The 19,772-nt window shown below is 64.4% G+C and carries 17 protein-coding genes and 1 rRNA gene; 15 read left to right on the top strand and 3 right to left on the bottom strand.

The genetic code is table 11. From position 1 onward, the window contains the following. Positions 1-87: 87 nt before the first annotated feature. From BH683_RS08505 to BH683_RS08495, 3 genes are all read right to left on the bottom strand, one after another. Complete coding sequence (locus tag BH683_RS08505) at positions 88-843, bottom strand: ABC transporter permease (protein ID WP_084835828.1); 756 nt, start codon at positions 841-843, stop codon at positions 88-90. Next, positions 843-1,559 (bottom strand): ABC transporter ATP-binding protein, encoded by a 717-nt coding sequence (locus BH683_RS08500; protein WP_084835827.1) that lies wholly within the window; start codon positions 1,557-1,559, stop codon positions 843-845. The genes BH683_RS08505 and BH683_RS08500 overlap by 1 nt, the downstream gene beginning before the upstream one ends. A gap of 78 nt (positions 1,560-1,637) precedes the next feature. Beyond that, positions 1,638-2,273, bottom strand: coding sequence for a TetR/AcrR family transcriptional regulator (locus tag BH683_RS08495; protein ID WP_084835826.1), 636 nt, complete (start codon positions 2,271-2,273; stop codon positions 1,638-1,640). An 87-nt stretch (positions 2,274-2,360) separates the two neighbouring features. On the opposite strand from BH683_RS08495, the gene BH683_RS08490 reads away from it, so the two are divergent. From BH683_RS08490 to BH683_RS08420, 15 genes are all read left to right on the top strand, one after another. Further along, on the top strand, positions 2,361-2,927 hold the full coding sequence (locus tag BH683_RS08490; protein ID WP_084835825.1) for a VOC family protein: 567 nt from the start codon (positions 2,361-2,363) through the stop codon (positions 2,925-2,927). A gap of 21 nt (positions 2,928-2,948) precedes the next feature. Beyond that, positions 2,949-3,587: a carboxymuconolactone decarboxylase family protein gene (locus tag BH683_RS08485; RefSeq protein ID WP_084835824.1), complete on the top strand. Its 639-nt coding sequence runs from the start codon at positions 2,949-2,951 to the stop codon at positions 3,585-3,587. 64 nt (positions 3,588-3,651) lie between these two features. Beyond that, complete coding sequence (argC, locus tag BH683_RS08480) at positions 3,652-4,689, top strand: N-acetyl-gamma-glutamyl-phosphate reductase (RefSeq protein ID WP_084835912.1); 1,038 nt, start codon at positions 3,652-3,654, stop codon at positions 4,687-4,689. Positions 4,690-4,745: 56 nt separating this feature from the next. Beyond that, positions 4,746-5,933: a bifunctional glutamate N-acetyltransferase/amino-acid acetyltransferase ArgJ gene (gene argJ / locus BH683_RS08475; RefSeq protein ID WP_084835913.1), complete on the top strand. Its 1,188-nt coding sequence runs from the start codon at positions 4,746-4,748 to the stop codon at positions 5,931-5,933. Further along, positions 5,930-6,871, top strand: a complete 942-nt coding sequence (gene argB / locus BH683_RS08470; protein WP_084835823.1) for an acetylglutamate kinase — start codon at positions 5,930-5,932, stop codon at positions 6,869-6,871. Before argJ ends, argB begins: the two co-directional genes overlap by 4 nt. Beyond that, on the top strand, positions 6,868-8,067 hold the full coding sequence (locus tag BH683_RS08465) for an acetylornithine transaminase (protein ID WP_084835822.1): 1,200 nt from the start codon (positions 6,868-6,870) through the stop codon (positions 8,065-8,067). Before argB ends, BH683_RS08465 begins: the two co-directional genes overlap by 4 nt. Then, positions 8,064-8,987 (top strand): ornithine carbamoyltransferase, encoded by a 924-nt coding sequence (gene argF / locus BH683_RS08460; RefSeq protein WP_084835821.1) that lies wholly within the window; start codon positions 8,064-8,066, stop codon positions 8,985-8,987. The genes BH683_RS08465 and argF overlap by 4 nt, the downstream gene beginning before the upstream one ends. Further along, positions 8,984-9,454 (top strand): arginine repressor, encoded by a 471-nt coding sequence (locus BH683_RS08455; protein ID WP_094647345.1) that lies wholly within the window; start codon positions 8,984-8,986, stop codon positions 9,452-9,454. The genes argF and BH683_RS08455 overlap by 4 nt, the downstream gene beginning before the upstream one ends. Positions 9,455-9,538: 84 nt before the next feature. Further along, on the top strand, positions 9,539-10,735 hold the full coding sequence (locus BH683_RS08450) for an argininosuccinate synthase (RefSeq protein ID WP_084835819.1): 1,197 nt from the start codon (positions 9,539-9,541) through the stop codon (positions 10,733-10,735). After that, the gene (gene argH, locus BH683_RS08445; protein WP_084835818.1) at positions 10,735-12,162 is read left to right on the top strand and encodes an argininosuccinate lyase; all 1,428 of its coding nucleotides are present in this window, start codon (positions 10,735-10,737) and stop codon (positions 12,160-12,162) included. The genes BH683_RS08450 and argH overlap by 1 nt, the downstream gene beginning before the upstream one ends. An 89-nt stretch (positions 12,163-12,251) precedes the next feature. Continuing rightward, entirely contained in the window at positions 12,252-15,245 is a 2,994-nt protein-coding gene (locus tag BH683_RS08440) for an AMP-binding protein (protein WP_084835817.1), read from the top strand. Positions 15,246-15,290: 45 nt separating this feature from the next. Next, the gene (locus tag BH683_RS08435) at positions 15,291-15,530 is read left to right on the top strand and encodes a Trm112 family protein (RefSeq protein ID WP_084835816.1); all 240 of its coding nucleotides are present in this window, start codon (positions 15,291-15,293) and stop codon (positions 15,528-15,530) included. A gap of 2 nt (positions 15,531-15,532) precedes the next feature. Next, positions 15,533-16,216: a DNA-3-methyladenine glycosylase gene (locus BH683_RS08430; protein ID WP_094647343.1), complete on the top strand. Its 684-nt coding sequence runs from the start codon at positions 15,533-15,535 to the stop codon at positions 16,214-16,216. Further along, a complete protein-coding gene (tyrS, locus tag BH683_RS08425) occupies positions 16,213-17,502 on the top strand; it encodes a tyrosine--tRNA ligase (protein WP_084835814.1) in 1,290 nt (429 codons plus the stop codon). The genes BH683_RS08430 and tyrS overlap by 4 nt, the downstream gene beginning before the upstream one ends. Positions 17,503-18,157: 655 nt before the next feature. Beyond that, positions 18,158-19,679 (top strand): 16S ribosomal RNA (locus BH683_RS08420). Positions 19,680-19,772 lie beyond the last annotated feature (93 nt).

The raw sequence follows: 19,772 nt of genomic DNA, 5'->3' as shown, positions 1-19,772 counted from the left end.
CTGCGCCACTCCGCTTGGCGTCTTCTTGGTCATCTTCTTGGAGGCGTAGACCGTACGAACGACAGCCCACAGTCGAGAGTCATGCAGTCAGGGAGTCACGCGACGCAACGTGGCTGCGCCCAGACCTAACGCGACCACCGAAAAAGCGGCCACCACAACCAGATCCCGCCACATCGTGCCCGTCGCATCCGAATGCTCTGCCACCTGCTGCAGAGCGTCGACGACGTAGGTCAAGGGGAGCACATCGCTGATCCACTGAAGCCAGTTGGTCATCTGATCTCGCGCGACGAACAGGCCGCACAGCAGTAGCTGCGGGATGACGACGACAGGGATGAATTGGACGGCCTGGAATTCGGTGCGGGCGAAGGCGGAGAAGAACAGGCCCAGTGCGACACCGAGAACCGCGGCCAAGACCGCGATCAAAACCACCCAGAGCGGATTGCCCGCGATGTCGAGGTCCAGCATCCAGAATGCGAGTGCGCTCGCGAGCGCTGCCTGCACGGCGGCGGCGAGCGAGAACGCTGCGCCATATCCGGCCAGGAGGTCGAGTTTGCCCAGTGGTGTGGTGAGCAGGCGTTCGAGTGTTCCGGAAGTGCGTTCGCGGACCATCGCGATGGACGTGGTGATGAACATCAGGACGAAGGGCAGCAGTCCGAGCATGATTAGCCCGACCTTGTCGAACATCGTGGTCCCCGGCCGGGGCCCGGGCTGCGAGTCGAACATGAAGTACAGCAACACCATCAGGACGCACGGAACGATCAGGATCATCGCCACCGTACGGCGGTCGTCAAGGAGCTGGCGCAGGATCCGGATCGTCGTCGATCGGAACAACGCGGGGTGCATCAGGCCGCATCCTCGGTGATGAGTTGGAGGAACGCTTTCTCCAGGTTGTCTTGTCCGGTCCGGCTGCGGAGTTCGTCGGGTGTGAGCGCGGCGAGGATCAAACCGTCGCGCATGAGGATCAGGTTGTCGCAGCGGTCTGCCTCATCCATCACGTGACTCGAGACCAGTAGCGTGGTCCCGCTCGCGGCGAGGTCGTGAAACCTGTTCCAGAGATCCTCGCGCAGAAGGGGATCGAGGCCGACGGTCGGTTCATCGAGGATCAGCAGCTCTGGCGAGGCGACGAGAGCGCAGGCGATCGAGACCCGGCTGCGTTGACCACCGGAGAGGTCGATGGTCTTGCGCGCTTCGAATTCGGTCAGACCCACGGCGTCGAGGGCATCGCGGACTCCGGCGGAGTTGCCGTAGATGTCTGCGAAGTATCTGACGTTCTGTCCGACGGTCAGATCCGTGTAGACCGAGGGGGCCTGTGTCACGTAGCCCACAGACCGTCGTAGCCTGGCACTCCCTGCAGGCAGGTCCAGGACGGTGACCGTCCCTGAATCGATCCGCTGGGTGCCGACGATTGCGCGCATCAGGGTGGTCTTCCCGCAACCAGAAGGCCCCAACAGGCCGGTGATCGAACCTGCCGGGACCTTGATGTCCACCCCGTGCAACACCGTATTGCCACCACGGATGACCCGCAGCGCGTCGACAGCGATCGCCGAAGATGTCGTCATCGGTCATTCATACCGTCCACCGGGCGGACTTCGCAGAGATTCGCCAGGGCCGGCACGGTCGGAGAACCTGCGGGAGGGTCAGTCCCGGTCGAGTCCCAGCGCGCCGAGGCACATGCTGTCGAGGGTGTCGAGGAGGGCGTCGGCGTCGGCCGTGTCGCCTTGGACGAGCCACAGGTAGAGGGTGTGATCGACCATCGCCGCCATCGCACGGGCCGCCAGGACCGGGGAGAGATCGGCTCGGACCCTGCCATCACGCTGCCACCGATCGATGGCGCGCGCGGTCCGGTCGGTCAGCTGGCGTCGGTGCTCCTGGCGCACCAGACGGAAGTCGTCATTGAAGGTCGCGACCTGTTCGACGATCGCCATGAGGCGGGCGTTACGACGGTAGGCCTCGTAATAGGCGCGGTTGGAGGTGATCAGTTTGTCGGCGGGGGAGGCGGCCGAGTCCGATGGCCCCCGGTGGTGCACGTCGTCGAACAGCCGTGTGCTCAGTTCGCGAAAGATTTCTTCCTTTGATTCGAAATAGCGGTAGAAGGTGCCGTACGAGACGTTCGCCTCGTGCGCGATCTGTTCTACGCGCGTGTCGAGAAATCCAACGGTCTCGAACACCGTCCTCGCGGCGTCGAGCAACGAGTCGCGCGTCTTGCGGCCCCGCGGCGTCAGGGACTCCACGGTCGCGGGGGTGGACGGGGGGTTGACAGCTGCCTTGGCCACCGACAGACTCTCGCAACAGATGACATGACTGTCAAGTCATGTCTGGTTCGCTTGTCAATGAAACTCCGCCACGTCGGAAGGACTCGTATGGGCACCTCGAACTCGAAATATCAGCTCGGCGGAATCAATCACCTGGCGTTGGTGTGCTCAGACATGAAACGCACCATCGACTTCTACTCGGGCACGCTGGGCATGCCGCTCGTCAAGACGATCGAGTTGCCCGGTGACCTGGGGCAGCACTTCTTCTTCGATTGCGGAGGCGGCAACACGATCGCGTTCTTCTGGTTGGCCGACTCGCCGGACGCGGCGCCGGGCGTCGCCGCGCCCAAGGGGCTTCCCGATGAGGGGGAACTGGCCAGCGCGGTGGGGTCCATGAACCATGTCGCCTTCGCCGTCCCGCAGGAGAAGTTCGACGAGTACTACAGCCAGATCAAGGCCGAGGGCCTGCACGTCAGCCGAATCCTCAACCATGACGACAGTGCGATCGGTGCCAGTCGCCACGTGCACGCGGGCACGTTCGTCCGGTCGTTCTACTTTCAGGACCCCGATGGGGTTCTCCTGGAGTTCGCCTGCTGGACCAAGGAATTCACCGACGCAGACGTCTCGCATGAGCCCAAGACCGCCGCGGATCGCCGCGTTGCCGGCCAGTTGTGACCGATTCGGATAGGAGTCATCGTGCCCCGCTTGCGTGAAGTACCTCGTCACGAAGTCGTCGACGAGAAGATCCTGTTCTTCTACGACCGACTGTTCGGTCCCGGCAAAGACCCGGCAGTCGACCACGGCACCGTCCATGGGACGCCCGGTGACTGGTGGACGGTGTTCGCCCAGTCTCCGGATGTGTTCCGGCATGCCGTGCAGGGCTTCGCGCTCTATCGGAACTCGACGCTCGACCCACAATTGCGTGAACTGGGTCAGAGTCGTGCCGGCTACGCCCGGGGTAGCCAGTTCGTCTTCTCCCAGCATTGCAAACAGATGCGGTCGCTCGGGGTCGCCGAGGAAAAGATCGCGGCGTTACCGCACTGGCAGATCGCGGACTGCTTCTCTGTCCTCGAGCGGGCGATACTCGCCTATACGGACGGACTCGTCTACGACGGCGGCCGGGTGCCCGAGCAGGTAGTGGACGTGTTGCGGGCGCACCTGAGCGACCCAGAGGTGCTGGAGCTGACCTACATCACCTGTATGTACGACATGCACGCAACCATGTGTCGGGCATTGCGCCTCGAGTTCGACGACCGGCCCGAACTGGTCACGGAAGTCGAGATACCCGAGGGGACGCACGTCTCTGACCTCGCGTCCGACCTGTCAGGCGAATGACCCTCCCGCGCTGCTACATGGACCCCCGATGAATTAACTTGCGCTCAGGTGCATAATGAATCACATGATCGTGTCTGTGGCAGTCGCCGGCGCCAGCGGGTATGCGGGTGGAGAAATTCTCCGCCTGCTACTCGGTCACCCCAAGTTCGCCTCAGGCGAGCTGCGAATCGGAGCGCTGACCGCCGGATCCAACGCCGGATCTCTACTCGGGTCGCATCACCCCCACCTGCTCCCGCTCGCGGACCGCGAACTCGAAGAGACGACCACCGACGTCCTTGCCGGTCACGACGTCGTCTTCCTCGGTCTGCCCCACGGTAGCTCCGGGCCGGTGGCCGATGCCTTGCCGCCTGCCACCCTGGTGATCGATTGCGGTGCGGACTTCCGTCTCCAGGACTCGGCGGAGTGGGAGAAGTACTACGGAGGGAACCACGCCGGAACGTGGCCCTATGGCCTGCCCGAGCTGCCGGGAAACCGGGAGGTTCTCGCCGGCGCGGCTCGGATCGCGGTTCCGGGTTGCTATCCGACGGTCAGCACCCTGGCGCTGCTTCCCGCGGTGGCCGCAGGCATCGTCAGTCCCCAGGTCACCATCGTCGCCGTCAGCGGCGCGTCGGGTGCAGGCAGGTCTCCGAAGGTGGATCTGCTCGCGGCAGAGGTGATCGGTTCGGCCCGGGCGTACGGGGTCGGGGGCATGCACCGGCACACGCCGGAGATCATCCAGAACCTCTCGGCGGTGGCGAACAACCCCGTCAACGTGTCGTTCACCCCGGTCTTGGCGCCGATGGCCCGTGGAATTCTCGCGACGTGTACCGCTCCGACCACGGTGAGCTCAGCAGAAGCCCGTGCCGTCTATGAAAAGGCCTATGCCGACGAGCCTTTCGTGACCCTGCTGCCCGAAGGCCGGCTGCCTGCCACCGGATCGGTGATCGGGTCCAACGCGATCCAGCTCAGCGTTGCCGTGGACGAGCGTTCGGGGACCCTGATCGCGGTGGGTGCGATGGACAACCTGACCAAAGGCACGGGCGGTGGCGCCGTGCAGTCGATGAACCTGGCTCTGGGCTGGCCAGAAACCGAAGGCCTGAGCACTGTGGGAGTGGCGCCGTGAGCGAGCAGAACGTAGACCTGGCAGGGAATTGGCGCGAGGTTGCAGGTGGGCACCGGATGACGCATCTGCAGGGTGTCACCGCACCGCTGGGGTTCCGGGCCGCCGGCATCAAGGCCGGTATCAAGGCCAACGGAAAAGCAGACCTGGCACTGGTTTTCAACGAAGGACCCGAATACGCCGCTGCGGGAGTGTTCACCGCGAACAAGGTGAAGGCAGCTCCCGTGTTGTGGAGCCAGCAGGTGCTGACCACCGGGCGGCTGCGCGCGGTGGTACTGAACTCCGGCGGCGCGAACGCCTGCACGGGCCCCGGCGGATTCCAGGACACCCATGCCACGGCCGAAGCGCTGGCGTCCGCCATCAGCGATTGGGGCACCGAAACCGGCGCACTAGAAGTCGCCGTCTGCTCGACAGGGTTGATCGGCGATCGCCTTCCCATGGACAAAGTGCTCACCGGAGTGACCGAGATCGTCCACGAGATGGGCGGCGGGATGTCAGGCGGCACCGACGCGGCGCACGCGATCATGACGACGGACACCGTGCCGAAGCAGTCGGCATTCCACCACACCGCAGGGTGGAACGTCGGTGGCATGGCCAAGGGCGCAGGGATGTTGGCGCCGTCACTGGCGACGATGCTGAGCGTGATCACCACCGACGCCGCCGTGACCGCGGACCAACTCGACGAAGCGCTGCGCGCAGCGACCGCACTGACCTTCGACAGGCTCGACGTCGACGGCTCCTGCTCGACCAACGACACCGTTCTGCTGCTGAGTTCGGGCGCCAGTGAGGTGACCCCGAGTCAGGACGAACTGAACGAAGCCGTCCGGCTGGTGTGCGACGATCTGGCCACCCAACTGCAGGCCGATGCCGAGGGCGTGACCAAACGCGTGGTGGTCACCGTCACCGGCGCGACCTCGGACATCGATGCGCTCGCGGCGGCGCGGACAGTTGCGCGTGACAGCCTGGTCAAGACGGCACTGTTCGGCTCCGACCCGAACTGGGGCCGGGTCCTCGCAGCAGTCGGTATGGCACCGGTCGAACTCGACCCCGACCGGATCTCCGTGCGATTCAACGGCTATCCCGTCTGCGAGAACGGCACCGGTGTGCCGGGGGCCCGGGACGCGGACCTGTCGGGCATCGACATCGACCTCACCGTCGATCTCGGCATCGGTACCGGCACGGCGTTCATCCGGACCACGGACCTGTCCCATGCGTATGTCGAAGAGAACTCGGCCTACTCGTCATGAGCGATTCGACAGTGCTGACGGCGCTCGACAAAGCGCACGTGCTGGCCGAGGCGCTACCGTGGCTGAAACGCTTCTCCGGCAAGGTGATCGTGGTCAAATACGGTGGCAACGCCATGATCGACGACAGACTCAAAGCGGCTTTCGCCGAGGACATGGTCTTCCTGCGTACCTGTGGGATCCACCCGGTGGTCGTCCACGGAGGCGGTCCGCAGATTTCTGCGATGCTCAAACGCCTCGACATGACCGGTGAGTTCCGCGGGGGCTTCCGCGTGACCACACCGGAGGTGATGGATGTGGTCCGCATGGTGCTCTTCGGTCAGGTAGGGCGCGAACTGGTCGGACTCATCAATGCGCACGGCCCGTACGCGGTAGGCATCTCGGGCGAAGACGCGCACCTGTTCACCGCCACCCGGCGATCGGTACTCGTCGACGGTGAGGCCACCGACATCGGACTCGTCGGCGACGTCACCACCGTCAATCCCGCCGCGGTCACCGATCTCATCGCCGCAGGCCGCATCCCGGTCGTGTCGACCATCGCACCCGACGCCGACGGCGTCGTCCACAACATCAACGCCGATACCGCGGCGGCTGCGCTGGCGCAGGCTCTCGGCGCAGAGAAGCTGGTGATGCTCACCGATGTCGAAGGCCTGTACACCGATTGGCCGGACCGCGGGTCGCTTGTTTCCGAGATCGGCACCACCGCACTGGCGCAGCTGTTGCCCGGACTAGACGCCGGGATGGTGCCCAAGATGGAGGCGTGTCTGCGAGCTGTCGCCGGGGGTGTCCGCCGAGCGCACGTGATCGACGGCCGCACACCGCATTCGACGCTGCTCGAGCTCTTCACCACCGAAGGCAACGGAACCATGGTCGTACCCGACGATGAACGCGTGATTCCTGGAGCCTACGGCGAGAAACCACCGATCGAGGACAAATCATGACCAACCCGACAGACCCGACGACCGCCATGCAGGAGCGGTGGACGTCGTCGCTCATGAACAACTACGGCACCCCCAAGGTGGCGTTGCGCTCGGGCTCGGGCGCGGTGTTGACGGGTGCCGACGGGCGCGAGTACCTCGACCTGCTCGGCGGGATCGCCGTGAACATCCTCGGCCACGGCAACCAGGCGATCATCGACGCGGTCACCGGGCAGCTGGCGACGCTCGGGCACACCTCGAACCTCTACCTCAACGAACCCGCTGTCGAACTCGCCGAGGCTCTGCTGTCGCGGTGGGGAGTCCCGGGTAAGGCGTTCTTCTGCAACTCCGGGGCAGAGGCCAACGAGGCGGCCTTCAAGATCGCGCGACTGACGGGACGGCCGGAGATCATCGCTGCCGAACTGGCATTTCACGGGCGGACGATGGGCGCCCTGGCGCTGACCGGCCAGCCCGCGAAAAGGGCGCCATTCGAACCGATGCCAGCCGGCGTACGGCACGTTCCCTACGGTGACATCGATGCGATGGCAGCGGTGATCGGTCCACAGACCGCTGCGGTGATCCTCGAACCGATCATGGGGGAGAGCGGCGTGGTCACCCCACCTGCCGACTACCTCGCCGCTGTCCGCAGGCTCACCACCGCCCACGGAGCGCTCTTCATCCTCGATGAGGTGCAGACCGGGATCGCCCGTACCGGAACGTTTTACGCCCATCAGGCCGCAGGTATCACCCCTGACGTGATGACCCTGGCCAAAGGCCTCGGCGGTGGGTTGCCGATCGGTGCGGTGCTGGCCACCGGTGACGCGGCTGATCTGCTCCGACCCGGGCAACACGGCACGACGTTCGGAGGCAATCCGGTGTGTGCCGCGGCGGCTCTGGCGGTGATCGAACAGGTCGACACGCTCGGTCTCGCCGATCACGCGGCGGCCTTGGGCAAACACATCACGTCCTCGATCGAGGATCTCGATCATCCCTTGGTGTCGCACACCAGAGGATCGGGTTTGCTGCTCGGGATCGTCCTGACCGAACCGGTTGCCGTGGCAGCAGAAGCCGCGGCCCGCGACCGGGGCTTTCTCATCAACGCGCCCGGACCCGAGATTCTGCGGCTGGCGCCGCCGCTGATCCTCACCGAGGAGCAGGCGACCGGATTCGTCGAGGCACTGCCCGCCATCCTCGACGCCGCGAAGCAGGCCACCTCATGACCCGCCATTTCCTCCGTGACGACGATTTGTCGCCCGGCGAACTCACCCGGGTGCTCGAGCTGGCAGCAGAGTGCAAGCGAGACCCGTTCGCGCACAAGCCGCTGGCCGGACCCAGGGGAGTCGGGGTCATCTTCGACAAGAACTCGACGCGGACCCGGTTCTCGTTCGAGGTGGGAATCGCCCAGCTCGGCGGGCACGCGGTCGTCGTCGACGGCAAGGCCACCCAGCTCGGGCGAGAAGAAACTCTCGCCGACACCGGCCGGGTGCTCTCCCGGTACGTGGAGGCAGTGGTCTGGAGGACGTACGGCCAGGACCGGCTCGAAGAGCTGTCGTCGGCCGCCACCATCCCGGTCGTCAACGCGCTGTCCGATGACTTTCACCCCTGCCAGGTGCTCGCGGATCTGCAGACCATCGCCGAGCACAAGGGCGCGATCAAGGGACTGACCCTGACGTATCTCGGCGACGGGGCCAACAACATGGCCCACTCGCTGATGCTCGGTGGCGCCAACGCCGGGATGCATGTCCGGGTCAGCGCGCCGCAGGGATTCACCCCCGACGACGTCTTCGTCGGGTACGCGCGGGACCGAGCGCTCTCGACCGGCGGCAGCGTCGAGATCATCGGCGATCCCCGGGCGGCCGCCGCAGGCGCCGACGTGCTGGTCACCGACACGTGGACGTCGATGGGGCAGGAGGACGACGGCAAGGATCGCGTGGCACCCTTCCGGCCCTACCAGATCAACACGGACTTGGTTGCTCTCGCTGATCCCGAGGCCATCGTCATGCACTGCCTTCCGGCCCATCGCGGTGAGGAGATCACCGACGAGGTCCTCGACGGGCCGCGCAGTGTGGTCTACGACGAGGCGGAGAACCGGTTGCACGCGCAGAAGGCGATCCTCATCTGGCTTCTGGGACAACAGTGACCACCCGGGCCGGACGCCAGGCTCGGATCATTGCATTGTTGTCCGGCCGGCAGGTGCACAGTCAGACGCAGCTCCAAAGACTGCTGTCCGACGACGGGGTGGAAGCCACGCAGGCGACCCTGTCCCGCGATCTCGACGAGCTGGGTGCGGTCAAACTGCGCGGGCCCGACGGTGGCACGGGCATCTACGTCATCCCGGAAGACGGCTCTCCGGTGCGCGGGGTGACCGGGGGAACCGACAGGCTGTCCCGGCTGCTCACCGAGCTGCTCGTCTCTGCCGACTCGAGCGGCTCGATGGCGGTGCTACGCACACCACCGGGCGCCGCCCACTATCTGGCGAGTGCCCTGGACCGGGCCAGCCTGCCCGATGTCGTCGGCACGATCGCAGGCGACGACACCCTGTTCGTCTTGGCGCGCGAACCGGTGACCGGTGCGGACCTTGCCGTCAGGCTCGAGGCGCTGGCATGAGATTCTGACCGACAAACGAAGACTTTTCAGATCATCAAGACTCTGGCAGTTGTACAACCAATAGAAACAAGGAGTGACCCCCTCATGGCGGAGCGCGTAATCCTCGCGTACTCGGGCGGCCTGGACACCTCGGTGGCCATCAGCTGGATCGGTAAAGAGACCGGCAAGGAGGTGGTGGCCGTGGCCATCGACCTCGGTCAGGGTGGCGAGGACATGGAGGTGGTCCGCCAGCGGGCCATCGACTGTGGCGCCGTCGAATCCGTCGTGGTCGACGCTCGTGACGAGTTCGCGGACGAGTACTGCCTACCTGCGATCACGAGCAACGCGCTCTACATGGACCGGTACCCGCTCGTGTCCGCGATATCGCGGCCCCTGATCGCCAAGCACCTGGTGACCGCCGCCCGCGATCACGGTGGCACCATCGTCGCCCACGGCTGCACCGGCAAAGGCAACGACCAGGTCAGGTTCGAGGTCGGATTCGGCTCACTGGCACCCGAACTCGAGGTCATCGCCCCGGTCCGCGATTACGCGTGGACCCGCGAGAAGGCGATCAACTTCGCCGAAGAGAACGCGATCCCGATCAACGTCTCGAAGAAGTCGCCGTTCTCGATCGACCAGAACGTCTGGGGCCGCGCGGTGGAGACCGGGTTCCTCGAGGACCTGTGGAACGCCCCGACCAAGGACGTCTACTCCTACACCGAGGACCCGACGATCAACTGGCAGGCTCCCGACGAGGTCATCATCAGCTTCGACAAGGGTCGTCCGATCGCGATCGACGGCCGTCCGGTCAGTGTGCTGGAGGCGATCGTCGAACTGAACCGCCGCGCAGGCGCTCACGGCGTCGGACGTCTCGACGTCGTCGAGGACCGTCTCGTCGGCATCAAGAGTCGCGAGATCTACGAGGCGCCCGGTGCCATGGTCCTGATCCGCGCTCACGAGGAACTCGAGCATGTCACCCTCGAGCGCGAGCTGGGGCGCTACAAACGGCACACCGATCAGAAGTGGGCAGAGCTGGTCTACGACGGCCTCTGGTTCTCGCCGCTGAAGGCATCGCTGGAAGCGTTCGTCGACCACACCCAGGAGCACGTCACCGGTGACATCAGGCTGAACCTGCACGGCGGCCACATCGCGGTCACCGGCCGGCGCAGCCCGGAGTCGCTGTACGACTTCAACCTGGCCACCTACGACGAAGGCGACACCTTCGATCAGTCCGCCGCCAAGGGCTTCGTGCACCTGCACGGTCTGTCGTCGAAGATCTCGGCGAAGCGGGACCTGGCCTAGTGGCACCGCCGGCGTCGAACGACTCCGCCACCAACGAGGGCTCGCTCTGGGGCGGCCGATTCGCCTCGGGGCCGGCCGACGCGATGGCGGCTCTGAGCAAGTCCACCCACTTCGACTGGGTGCTCGCGCCGTACGACGTGCGTGCCTCCCAGGCCCACGCGAAGATCCTGCACAAGGCAGGACTGCTGTCGGACGACGATCTCGCGACCATGCAGGACGGGCTGAGCCGCCTCGCGGACGATGTCCGAACGGGCGCGTTCGGTCCGGCCGAGAGCGACGAGGACGTGCACGGTGCGCTCGAGCGTGGCCTGATCGAACGCGTCGGCGCCGAGGTCGGTGGCCGCCTGCGGGCGGGTCGGTCTCGAAATGATCAGGTGGCAACCCTGTTTCGGATGTGGCTCCGGGACGCCGTGCGGCAGGTGGCGGCGGGCGTTCTCGACGTGGTCGACGCGCTGATCGCCCAGGCGAGCGCGCATCCTGATGCGGTCATGCCGGGCAAGACCCATCTGCAGGCCGCTCAGCCGGTGCTGCTGGCGCACCACCTCCTGGCTCACGCGCATCCGTTGATCCGCGATGTGCAGCGGCTCAAGGACTTCGACAAACGCGCCGCGGTGTCGCCGTACGGGTCGGGCGCCCTGGCGGGTTCCTCGCTGGGCTTGGACCCGGAGGCGATCGCCGCCGATCTGGGGTTCGACTCGGCGGCCGACAACTCGATCGACGCCACCTCGTCGCGGGATTTCGCGGCGGAGGCGGCATTCGTGTTCGCACTCATCGGGGTGGACCTGTCGAGGATGGCCGAAGAGGTCATCCTCTGGAGCACACCGGAGTTCGGATACATCACGTTGGCGGACGCGTGGTCGACGGGCAGTTCGATCATGCCGCAGAAGAAGAACCCTGATGTCTCGGAACTGACCCGCGGGAAGTCGGGCCGATTGATCGGCAACTTGACCGGGCTGCTCGCGACGCTCAAGGCGCAGCCCCTGGCGTACAACCGGGATCTCCAGGAAGACAAGGAGCCGGTCTTCGATTCGGTGACGCAGCTGCTGCTGTTGCTGCCCGCGATCGCCGGGTTGATTCGCACGCTCACCTTCCACGAGGACCGGATGGCCGAGCTCGCCCCCGCGGGCTTCACCCTGGCCACTGACATCGCGGAGTGGCTGGTGCGGGCGGGCGTTCCGTTCCGGGTGGCCCACGAGGTCGCCGGGGCCTGCGTCCGGGTCGCCGAGGAGAACGGGGTCGAACTACCAGATCTCACCGATCAGCAGTTCGCGGACATCCATCCGGCGCTCACACCTGCGGTGCGGGAGGTCCTCACGGTCGAGGGCTCGATCGCATCTCGTGACGCCCGCGGTGGCACGGCGGGGACCCGGGTTGCCGAACAATTGCATAGGCTTGCGGAGTCGGCCGCACTGCACCGGCAGTTCTAGTCGGCTGCCGGGCATTCCGGTCGCGGGCTCGGGGGTAGAGTGTGACGCCAGTCACCGTCCAGGTAGTTCGTCGTTCGTGAGGGGTGTTTGTGCGCGGCCTTCCCAACATCAAGGAATCCCTTGATCGTGTTGTAGCCACGGCTCAGAACGGACTGGAGGTCATCCGGTACGGCAGTCTCGAAACAGGCACCAAACCGGCCCCCTTCCGGGTCGAGGAAACGGTTCCGATGTACCGGCTGCGCCGGTACTTCCCCGACGACGCCGCCGATGGACCGCCGGTCGTACTCGTACCACCGATGATGGTGTCGGCCAACGTATACGACGTCACCGCTGACAACGGTGCGGTGACAATTCTGCACGACGCCGGGCTCGACCCATGGGTGGTGGACTTCGGATCACCCGACAAGGTCGACGGCGGGATGGACCGAACGCTGGCCGATCACATCGTGTCCATCAGCGAGGTCATCGACAGCGTGCGCGAGGTCACCGGCCGGGATGTCCATCTCGCCGGGTACTCCCAAGGCGGGATGTTCTGCTATCAGACGGCGGCGTTCCGGCGATCCAAGGGCATTGCCAGTGTGATCACCTACGGCAGTCCCGTGGACGTGCTCGGTGCGCTTCCGTTGGGTCTGCCCGCAGCCCTGGTATCACCGGGTGCGCAGTTCCTCGCCGACAATGTCTTCAATCGCCTCGCAATTCCCGGTTGGCTCGCGCGCACCGGATTCCAGCTCGTCGACCCGGTGAAGGCGGCGCGCAGCCGGATCGATTTCCTTCGACAGTTGCACGATCGGGAAGCCCTGCTGCCCCGTGAGGATTCGCGACGGTTCATCGAGGTCGACGGCTGGGTCGCCTGGTCCGGCCCGGCGGTGGCCGAACTGTTGCGGCAGTTCGTGGTGCACAACCGCATGGTGGGTGGCGGCTTCGTCATCGGCGACCAAGTGGTCACGCTGGCGGAGGTCACCAGCCCGGTACTCGCATTTCTGGGCGAAGCCGACGACATCGGACAACCGGTGGCCGTTCGCGGGATCCTGCGTGCCGCGCCGCTGTCGCAGGTGTACGAATCCTCGTTGCCAGTCGGACATTTCGGACTCGTGGTCGGCTCGACAGCGGGAACCCGGACCTGGCCGACGACCGCGGAATGGATCCGCTGGCAGGACGGAACCGGGCCGCAGCCCGAGGCCATCGAGAAGATGCACGATGACAGCGATCGCACCGGACAGACGGGTGTGAGTCTGTCTTCGCGCGTGGCCCACGGCCTCGGGTCCGCCGCGGGTGTCGGGGCAGAGGCAGGTCGAGACATTGTCGGGGCGGCGCGCTCGGTCACCCGCACCACCGATGCTGTCTTCCGGGAATCCGCTCGAGTCCTTCCCCGGCTCGTCCGGCTCGGGCAGCTGCAATCGCGGACCACGATCTCTCTCGGCAAGCTCATGAACGAGAACGCACGCAAACACGGACAGCGAGAGCTCTTCCTGTTCGAGGACCGGGTATTGAGCCATCGTCAGGTGAATGACCGGATCGACAATGTGGTGCGTGGGCTCATCTCGTGCGGCGTTCGACCGGGTCAGCACGTCGGAGTCCTGATGGCGACCAGGCCCAGCGCCCTCGTGGCGATCGCGGCACTGTCGCGGCTCGGTGCGGTCGCCGTGATGCTCTCGCCGGGCAACGATCTCAAACAGTCACTCCGCCTGGGTGATTGCTCGCTGGTACTGGCGGATCCGGCCAATCTCGACGATTCAGCCGCCATCGCGGACCGGGTTCTGGTGCTCGGCGGCGGCGCGGGCGACTCCCGCACCCTGGCCCAGGCCGACGGTGAACGCATCATCGACATGGAGCAGATCGATCCCGACGCCGTCGAGGTGCCGTCGTGGTATCGACCCGACCCGGGTCGGGCCGGCGATCTGGCATTCGTCCTGTTCAGCAAGAACGGCGGGACGCTGGAGAAGTGGCCGGTGACGAACCATCGATGGGCGCTGTCGGCATTCGGTGCTGCGTCCGCTGCGGCCTTGAGCGGTAGCGACACCGTCTACTGCCTCACGCCGCTGCATCACGCCTCAGGCCTCCTGACCGCACTGGGCGGAACCGTTGCCGGAGGCGCGCGGATTGCGCTGTCGGGAGAGATCGACCCGGAACGCTTCGCCACCGAGGTCTATCGATATGGCATCACCGTGGTCTCGTACACCTGGTCGATGCTCCAGGACGTCATCCAATCCGACGAACTGGCCATCGGCGTCCACAATCCGATCCGGTTGTTCATGGGTTCCGGTATGCCGACCGGTCTCTGGGACGACATCGTCGAACGGTTTCCGAGGGCGCGGGTACTCGAGTTCTTCGCCACCGGGGACGGGTCCGCGATCCTGGCCAATGTCACCGGCACCAAGGTCGGTTCGGCAGGTCGCCCTGTGCCCGGCGTCAATGACGTCGCCATCGCGGCCTACGACCTCAGTGAGGGGCGGTTGATCACCGATTCCAACGGATTCGTCCGAGAGGCGCGAGTCGACGAGGTCGGGGTGATGATGTCGAAGGCCGGACAGCAGTACGAGGTGGGTGCGACCGTCCTGCGCGACGTATTCAACATCGGTGACCGCTGGCAGTTGTCCGAGCACATGTTCAAGCGGGACGCCGACGGCGATTTCTGGTTCATGGGACACACCAGTGGTGTGGTGATCTCGAGCGATGGATACGTGTACCCGCAGCCGATCATCGACGGACTGTCGCGTCTGATCCAGGTGAAACACGCAGTGGTCTACAAGGTGGGGGAGCCGGGCAGGCAGTTGGCCATCGCCGCGGTCTCCAAGCAGGAGGACACAGGGTCGCCCACGGGGTCGTCGTTGCGACTCGCCCTCGCCGGGCTGACACCGGCCCAGCGGCCGCACATCATCCGGGTCCTGGACACGATCGAGGTGACGAACTCGTATCGTCCTCGGGCCGAGCCGATGCGCGAGGCCGGGATCCCTGCGGCGGGTGCGGGGGTCTGGTTCCGCGACGAAGACGGCCGCTATCGCCGGTTGACGAAGGCGATCGCGACGGAACGCGGGTGGCAGCCCGGCGCCCAGGTCGTCGGTGCGGTAGCCGAACTCCACTGACGGTCGTGGGATACATCGGCCGGTGAGCCGGGTACGGTTGATGCCGTGTCACACGAAGCCGGTCTGAGCCCCCTCTTGCTGACGTTGCTGGCCTGCCCGCAGGATCACGGTCCGTTGCTGGTGATCGGTGACGAGCAGATGTACAACCCTCGGTTGCGTCGTGCCTACCGGATCGACGACGGCATCCCGGCACTGCTGATCGATGACGCGCGAGATGTCGACGACGAGGAGCACGAGGCCTTGCTCGCTCGCGCCACCGCGACCACCGGATCAGTATCGGACTGATCTTGGCTGATCTCGTCCCCTTCGACGTCGTCCGCTTGGCCACAGCCACCCCGTTGCAAGCGGCGCGACGACTTCTCGGATCACTGTTGGAGGTCGATGCCCCTGATGGGACCGCGCGGATGCGCATTGTGGAAGTCGAGGCATACGGCGGCTCGCCCGACAGCCCATTCCCAGACCCCGCGTCCCATGGATATCGCGGCCCGACTGATCGCAACCGGGTGATGTACGGCACCGCCGGTCACCTCTACGTGTACCGCTCGTACGGGATTCACTGGTGCGGCAACATCTCGTATGGACCGGCAGGTCAGTGCGGCGGGGTGCTGATGCGTGCGGGCGAGATAGTGGCCGGACACGATGTCGTGTCCGCCAGGCGCCCGACCGCGCGCAAAGAATCTCAATATGCCTGTGGCCCAGGCAATGTGGGTTCCGCGATGGGTATCACCCGAGAGCTCAACGGCTCGGATGTGAGCAGTCCTGATTCCCCGGTTCGACTTTTTCGGGGGCCGCGTATCCCGGCGTCCGCAGTGCGGTCCGGACCCAGGGTCGGCGTCAGTTCGGCACAGGACCAACCGTGGCGGGTGTGGGACGAGCGTAGTTCGGCTGTGTCCAAGTACCGGCGAGCCGATCCGATCGATGCCCTCCGGCTTTCGGTGCCACGTGTCGATGGGGGAAGATCGGGGTCGTGACCGAAGCGAATCCCGACCAGCCCTCCGCAATTCTCGATGAACTGACGTGGCGTGGACTCATCGCCCAGAGCACCGACCTCGACGAGCTGGGCAGAATGCTCGGCGATCTCACGACGCTGTATGCGGGATTCGACCCGACCGCACCGAGCCTTCATGCAGGTCATCTCGTTCCCCTGCTCACACTCCGCCGCTTTCAGCGGGCCGGGCACCGCCCGATCGTTCTGGCCGGCGGGGCCACCGGCATGATCGGCGATCCGCGGGACGTGGGGGAGCGGGTCATGCAAACCGCCGAGGCCGTGGCCGATTCTGCCGAGAAGATCCGACTGCAATTGGAGCGATTCGTCGACTTTGACGAGAGTCCCACCGGGGCCGTGGTGGTCAACAATCTGGAGTGGACCAGCAAACTCTCGGTGGTCGACTTCCTGCGCGATGTCGGCAAGCACTTCTCGGTGAACACGATGCTCGCTCGCGACACTGTGCGCCGCCGCCTCGAGAGCGACGGCATCAGCTACACCGAGTTCAGTTACATGCTCTTGCAGGCGAACGATTACGTGCAATTGCACCGTGAGTACGGCTGTTCGCTGCAGATCGGCGGATCAGACCAGTGGGGCAACATCATCGCCGGCGTAGATCTGACCCGGCGTGTAGCTGGGGATTCGGTGCATGCGATGACGGTGCCTCTCGTGACCGCCGCTGACGGAAAGAAGTTCGGTAAGTCGACCGGAGGTGGCAGTCTCTGGCTCGATCCGGAGAAGACAACCCCTTACGCCTGGTACCAGTACTTTCTGAACACCGCTGACGCCGACGTCATCAGATACCTCAAGTGGTTCACCTTCCTCGGGCGTGAGGAGATCGACCGACTCGAGCTGGTGACGGCGGAGACCCCCCATCTGCGGGAGGCGCAGCGACGCCTTGCTGCCGAGATGACGACGTTGGTCCATGGCCAGGCGAATACTGATGCGGTACAGGTCGCCAGTCAGGCCTTGTTCGGTCGAGCCGAACTCACCGACCTGGACGAGGGGACCCTCGCAGCGGCGCTGTCCGAAACGACTATCGCCGAGTTCGACGCGGGTGCAACGCCCACGATCGTTGAGCTTCTCGTAGGCACCGGACTCTCGGAGAGCAACAAGGCCGCGCGACGCACGGTCGGTGAAGGTGGCGCCTACGTGAACAACCAGAAGATCACCGCCGAAGACTGGCAGCCTGCCGGCGCTGACCTACTCCACGGTTCGTGGTTGGTCGTGCGCCGTGGCAAAAAGAACCTCGCCGGCGCCCGAATCGGGTGACCTCGAACGCGACGCGACGTCCTCAGGCCTCTGACCAGGCGATTTGACTCCCGGCGCGGTAGTCCCGTAACTTTCTTCAAGTCAGCGAGTGAGGCGCCGGAGAGCGAGAGTCCGGAGCGGCCCTAACACCGACAGGAAGTTTCCTGAAGGAACAACGTTGATCGCCCAGGATGGAAACGAGTCCACTTCAGTGTGGAGCGTATCGTCGTGGGTGGCCGAAGGTCGACAGACTTCAGCCAACAGACCGGAAACGGAATGTTGCGAGCAGGTTTCAAGACTGGTAGGTTGGGAGACCTGCGCCAAACTGGGTTTGGAGTAGGACTTCTAAGCAAGATAATACATAGCTCCTCCGGGATGGCGCGCTACGTGAAGTGCGTGTCGAAGTCGGGGCGAGTGTGTTCTTTGAGAACTCGATAGTGTGTCGATGGATTGTTAGTGCCATTTAGGTGCTGCTTCTGTCACTGTGACTTTTCTCCGGCATAGGGGGGAGGTTGTTGTGGTGGTTGTGGTGCCGGCATTAGTTAGTTTATTTTTGATTCCATCGCAGGTTTTGAGTCCTGTGGTGGTGTCAGTTTTTGTTTGGTTGGGATTATGAAAATCTCTTCTTGACGGATTTTGTTGAAACGTGCCCTTTCGGGGGTGGTTTTAGTGAGTTTTCATGGAGAGTTTGATCCTGGCTCAGGACGAACGCTGGCGGCGTGCTTAACACATGCAAGTCGAACGATGAAGCCAGCTTGCTGGTGGATTAGTGGCGAACGGGTGAGTAACACGTGGGTGATCTGCCCCAAACTTTGGGATAAGCCTGGGAAACTGGGTCTAATACCGAATATGACCACGGAATGCATGTTTTGTGGTGGAAAGCTCCGGCGGTTTGGGATGGGCCCGCGGCCTATCAGCTTGTTGGTGGGGTAATGGCCTACCAAGGCGACGACGGGTAGCCGGCCTGAGAGGGCGACCGGCCACACTGGGACTGAGACACGGCCCAGACTCCTACGGGAGGCAGCAGTGGGGAATATTGCACAATGGGCGCAAGCCTGATGCAGCGACGCCGCGTGAGGGATGACGGCCTTCGGGTTGTAAACCTCTTTCACCAGGGACGAAGCGAAAGTGACGGTACCTGGAGAAGAAGCACCGGCCAACTACGTGCCAGCAGCCGCGGTAATACGTAGGGTGCGAGCGTTGTCCGGAATTACTGGGCGTAAAGAGTTCGTAGGCGGTTTGTCGCGTCGTTCGTGAAAACTTGGGGCTTAACTCCAAGCGTGCGGGCGATACGGGCAGACTTGAGTACTACAGGGGAGACTGGAATTCCTGGTGTAGCGGTGAAATGCGCAGATATCAGGAGGAACACCGGTGGCGAAGGCGGGTCTCTGGGTAGTAACTGACGCTGAGGAACGAAAGCGTGGGTAGCGAACAGGATTAGATACCCTGGTAGTCCACGCTGTAAACGGTGGGTACTAGGTGTGGGTTCCTTTTCACGGGATCCGTGCCGTAGCTAACGCATTAAGTACCCCGCCTGGGGAGTACGGCCGCAAGGCTAAAACTCAAAGGAATTGACGGGGGCCCGCACAAGCGGCGGAGCATGTGGATTAATTCGATGCAACGCGAAGAACCTTACCTGGGTTTGACATACACCAGAAAGCCATAGAGATATGGCCCCCCTTGTGGTTGGTGTACAGGTGGTGCATGGCTGTCGTCAGCTCGTGTCGTGAGATGTTGGGTTAAGTCCCGCAACGAGCGCAACCCTTATCTTATGTTGCCAGCGCGTAATGGCGGGGACTCGTGAGAGACTGCCGGGGTCAACTCGGAGGAAGGTGGGGATGACGTCAAGTCATCATGCCCCTTATGTCCAGGGCTTCACACATGCTACAATGGCCGGTACAGAGGGCTGCGATACCGTGAGGTGGAGCGAATCCCTTAAAGCCGGTCTCAGTTCGGATCGGGGTCTGCAACTCGACCCCGTGAAGTCGGAGTCGCTAGTAATCGCAGATCAGCAACGCTGCGGTGAATACGTTCCCGGGCCTTGTACACACCGCCCGTCACGTCATGAAAGTTGGTAACACCCGAAGCCGGTGGCCCAACCCCTTTGTGGGAGGGAGCCGTCGAAGGTGGGATTGGCGATTGGGACGAAGTCGTAACAAGGTAGCCGTACCGGAAGGTGCGGCTGGATCACCTCCTTTCTAAGGAGCAACATAAACCCGTTCTTTGCGCTGCTTTGTACCAGCGCCGGCGTCATCTCTTTGCGGGGATGGTGGTGTGAATGGGTGGCCCCA

Origin of the sequence: Williamsia sp. 1138 (genome assembly GCF_002095435.2) — a bacterium.
In the GTDB taxonomy this organism is placed as follows: Bacteria; Actinomycetota; Actinomycetes; order Mycobacteriales; family Mycobacteriaceae; genus Williamsia.
This window is presented reverse-complemented; position numbering and strand designations above follow the sequence as displayed.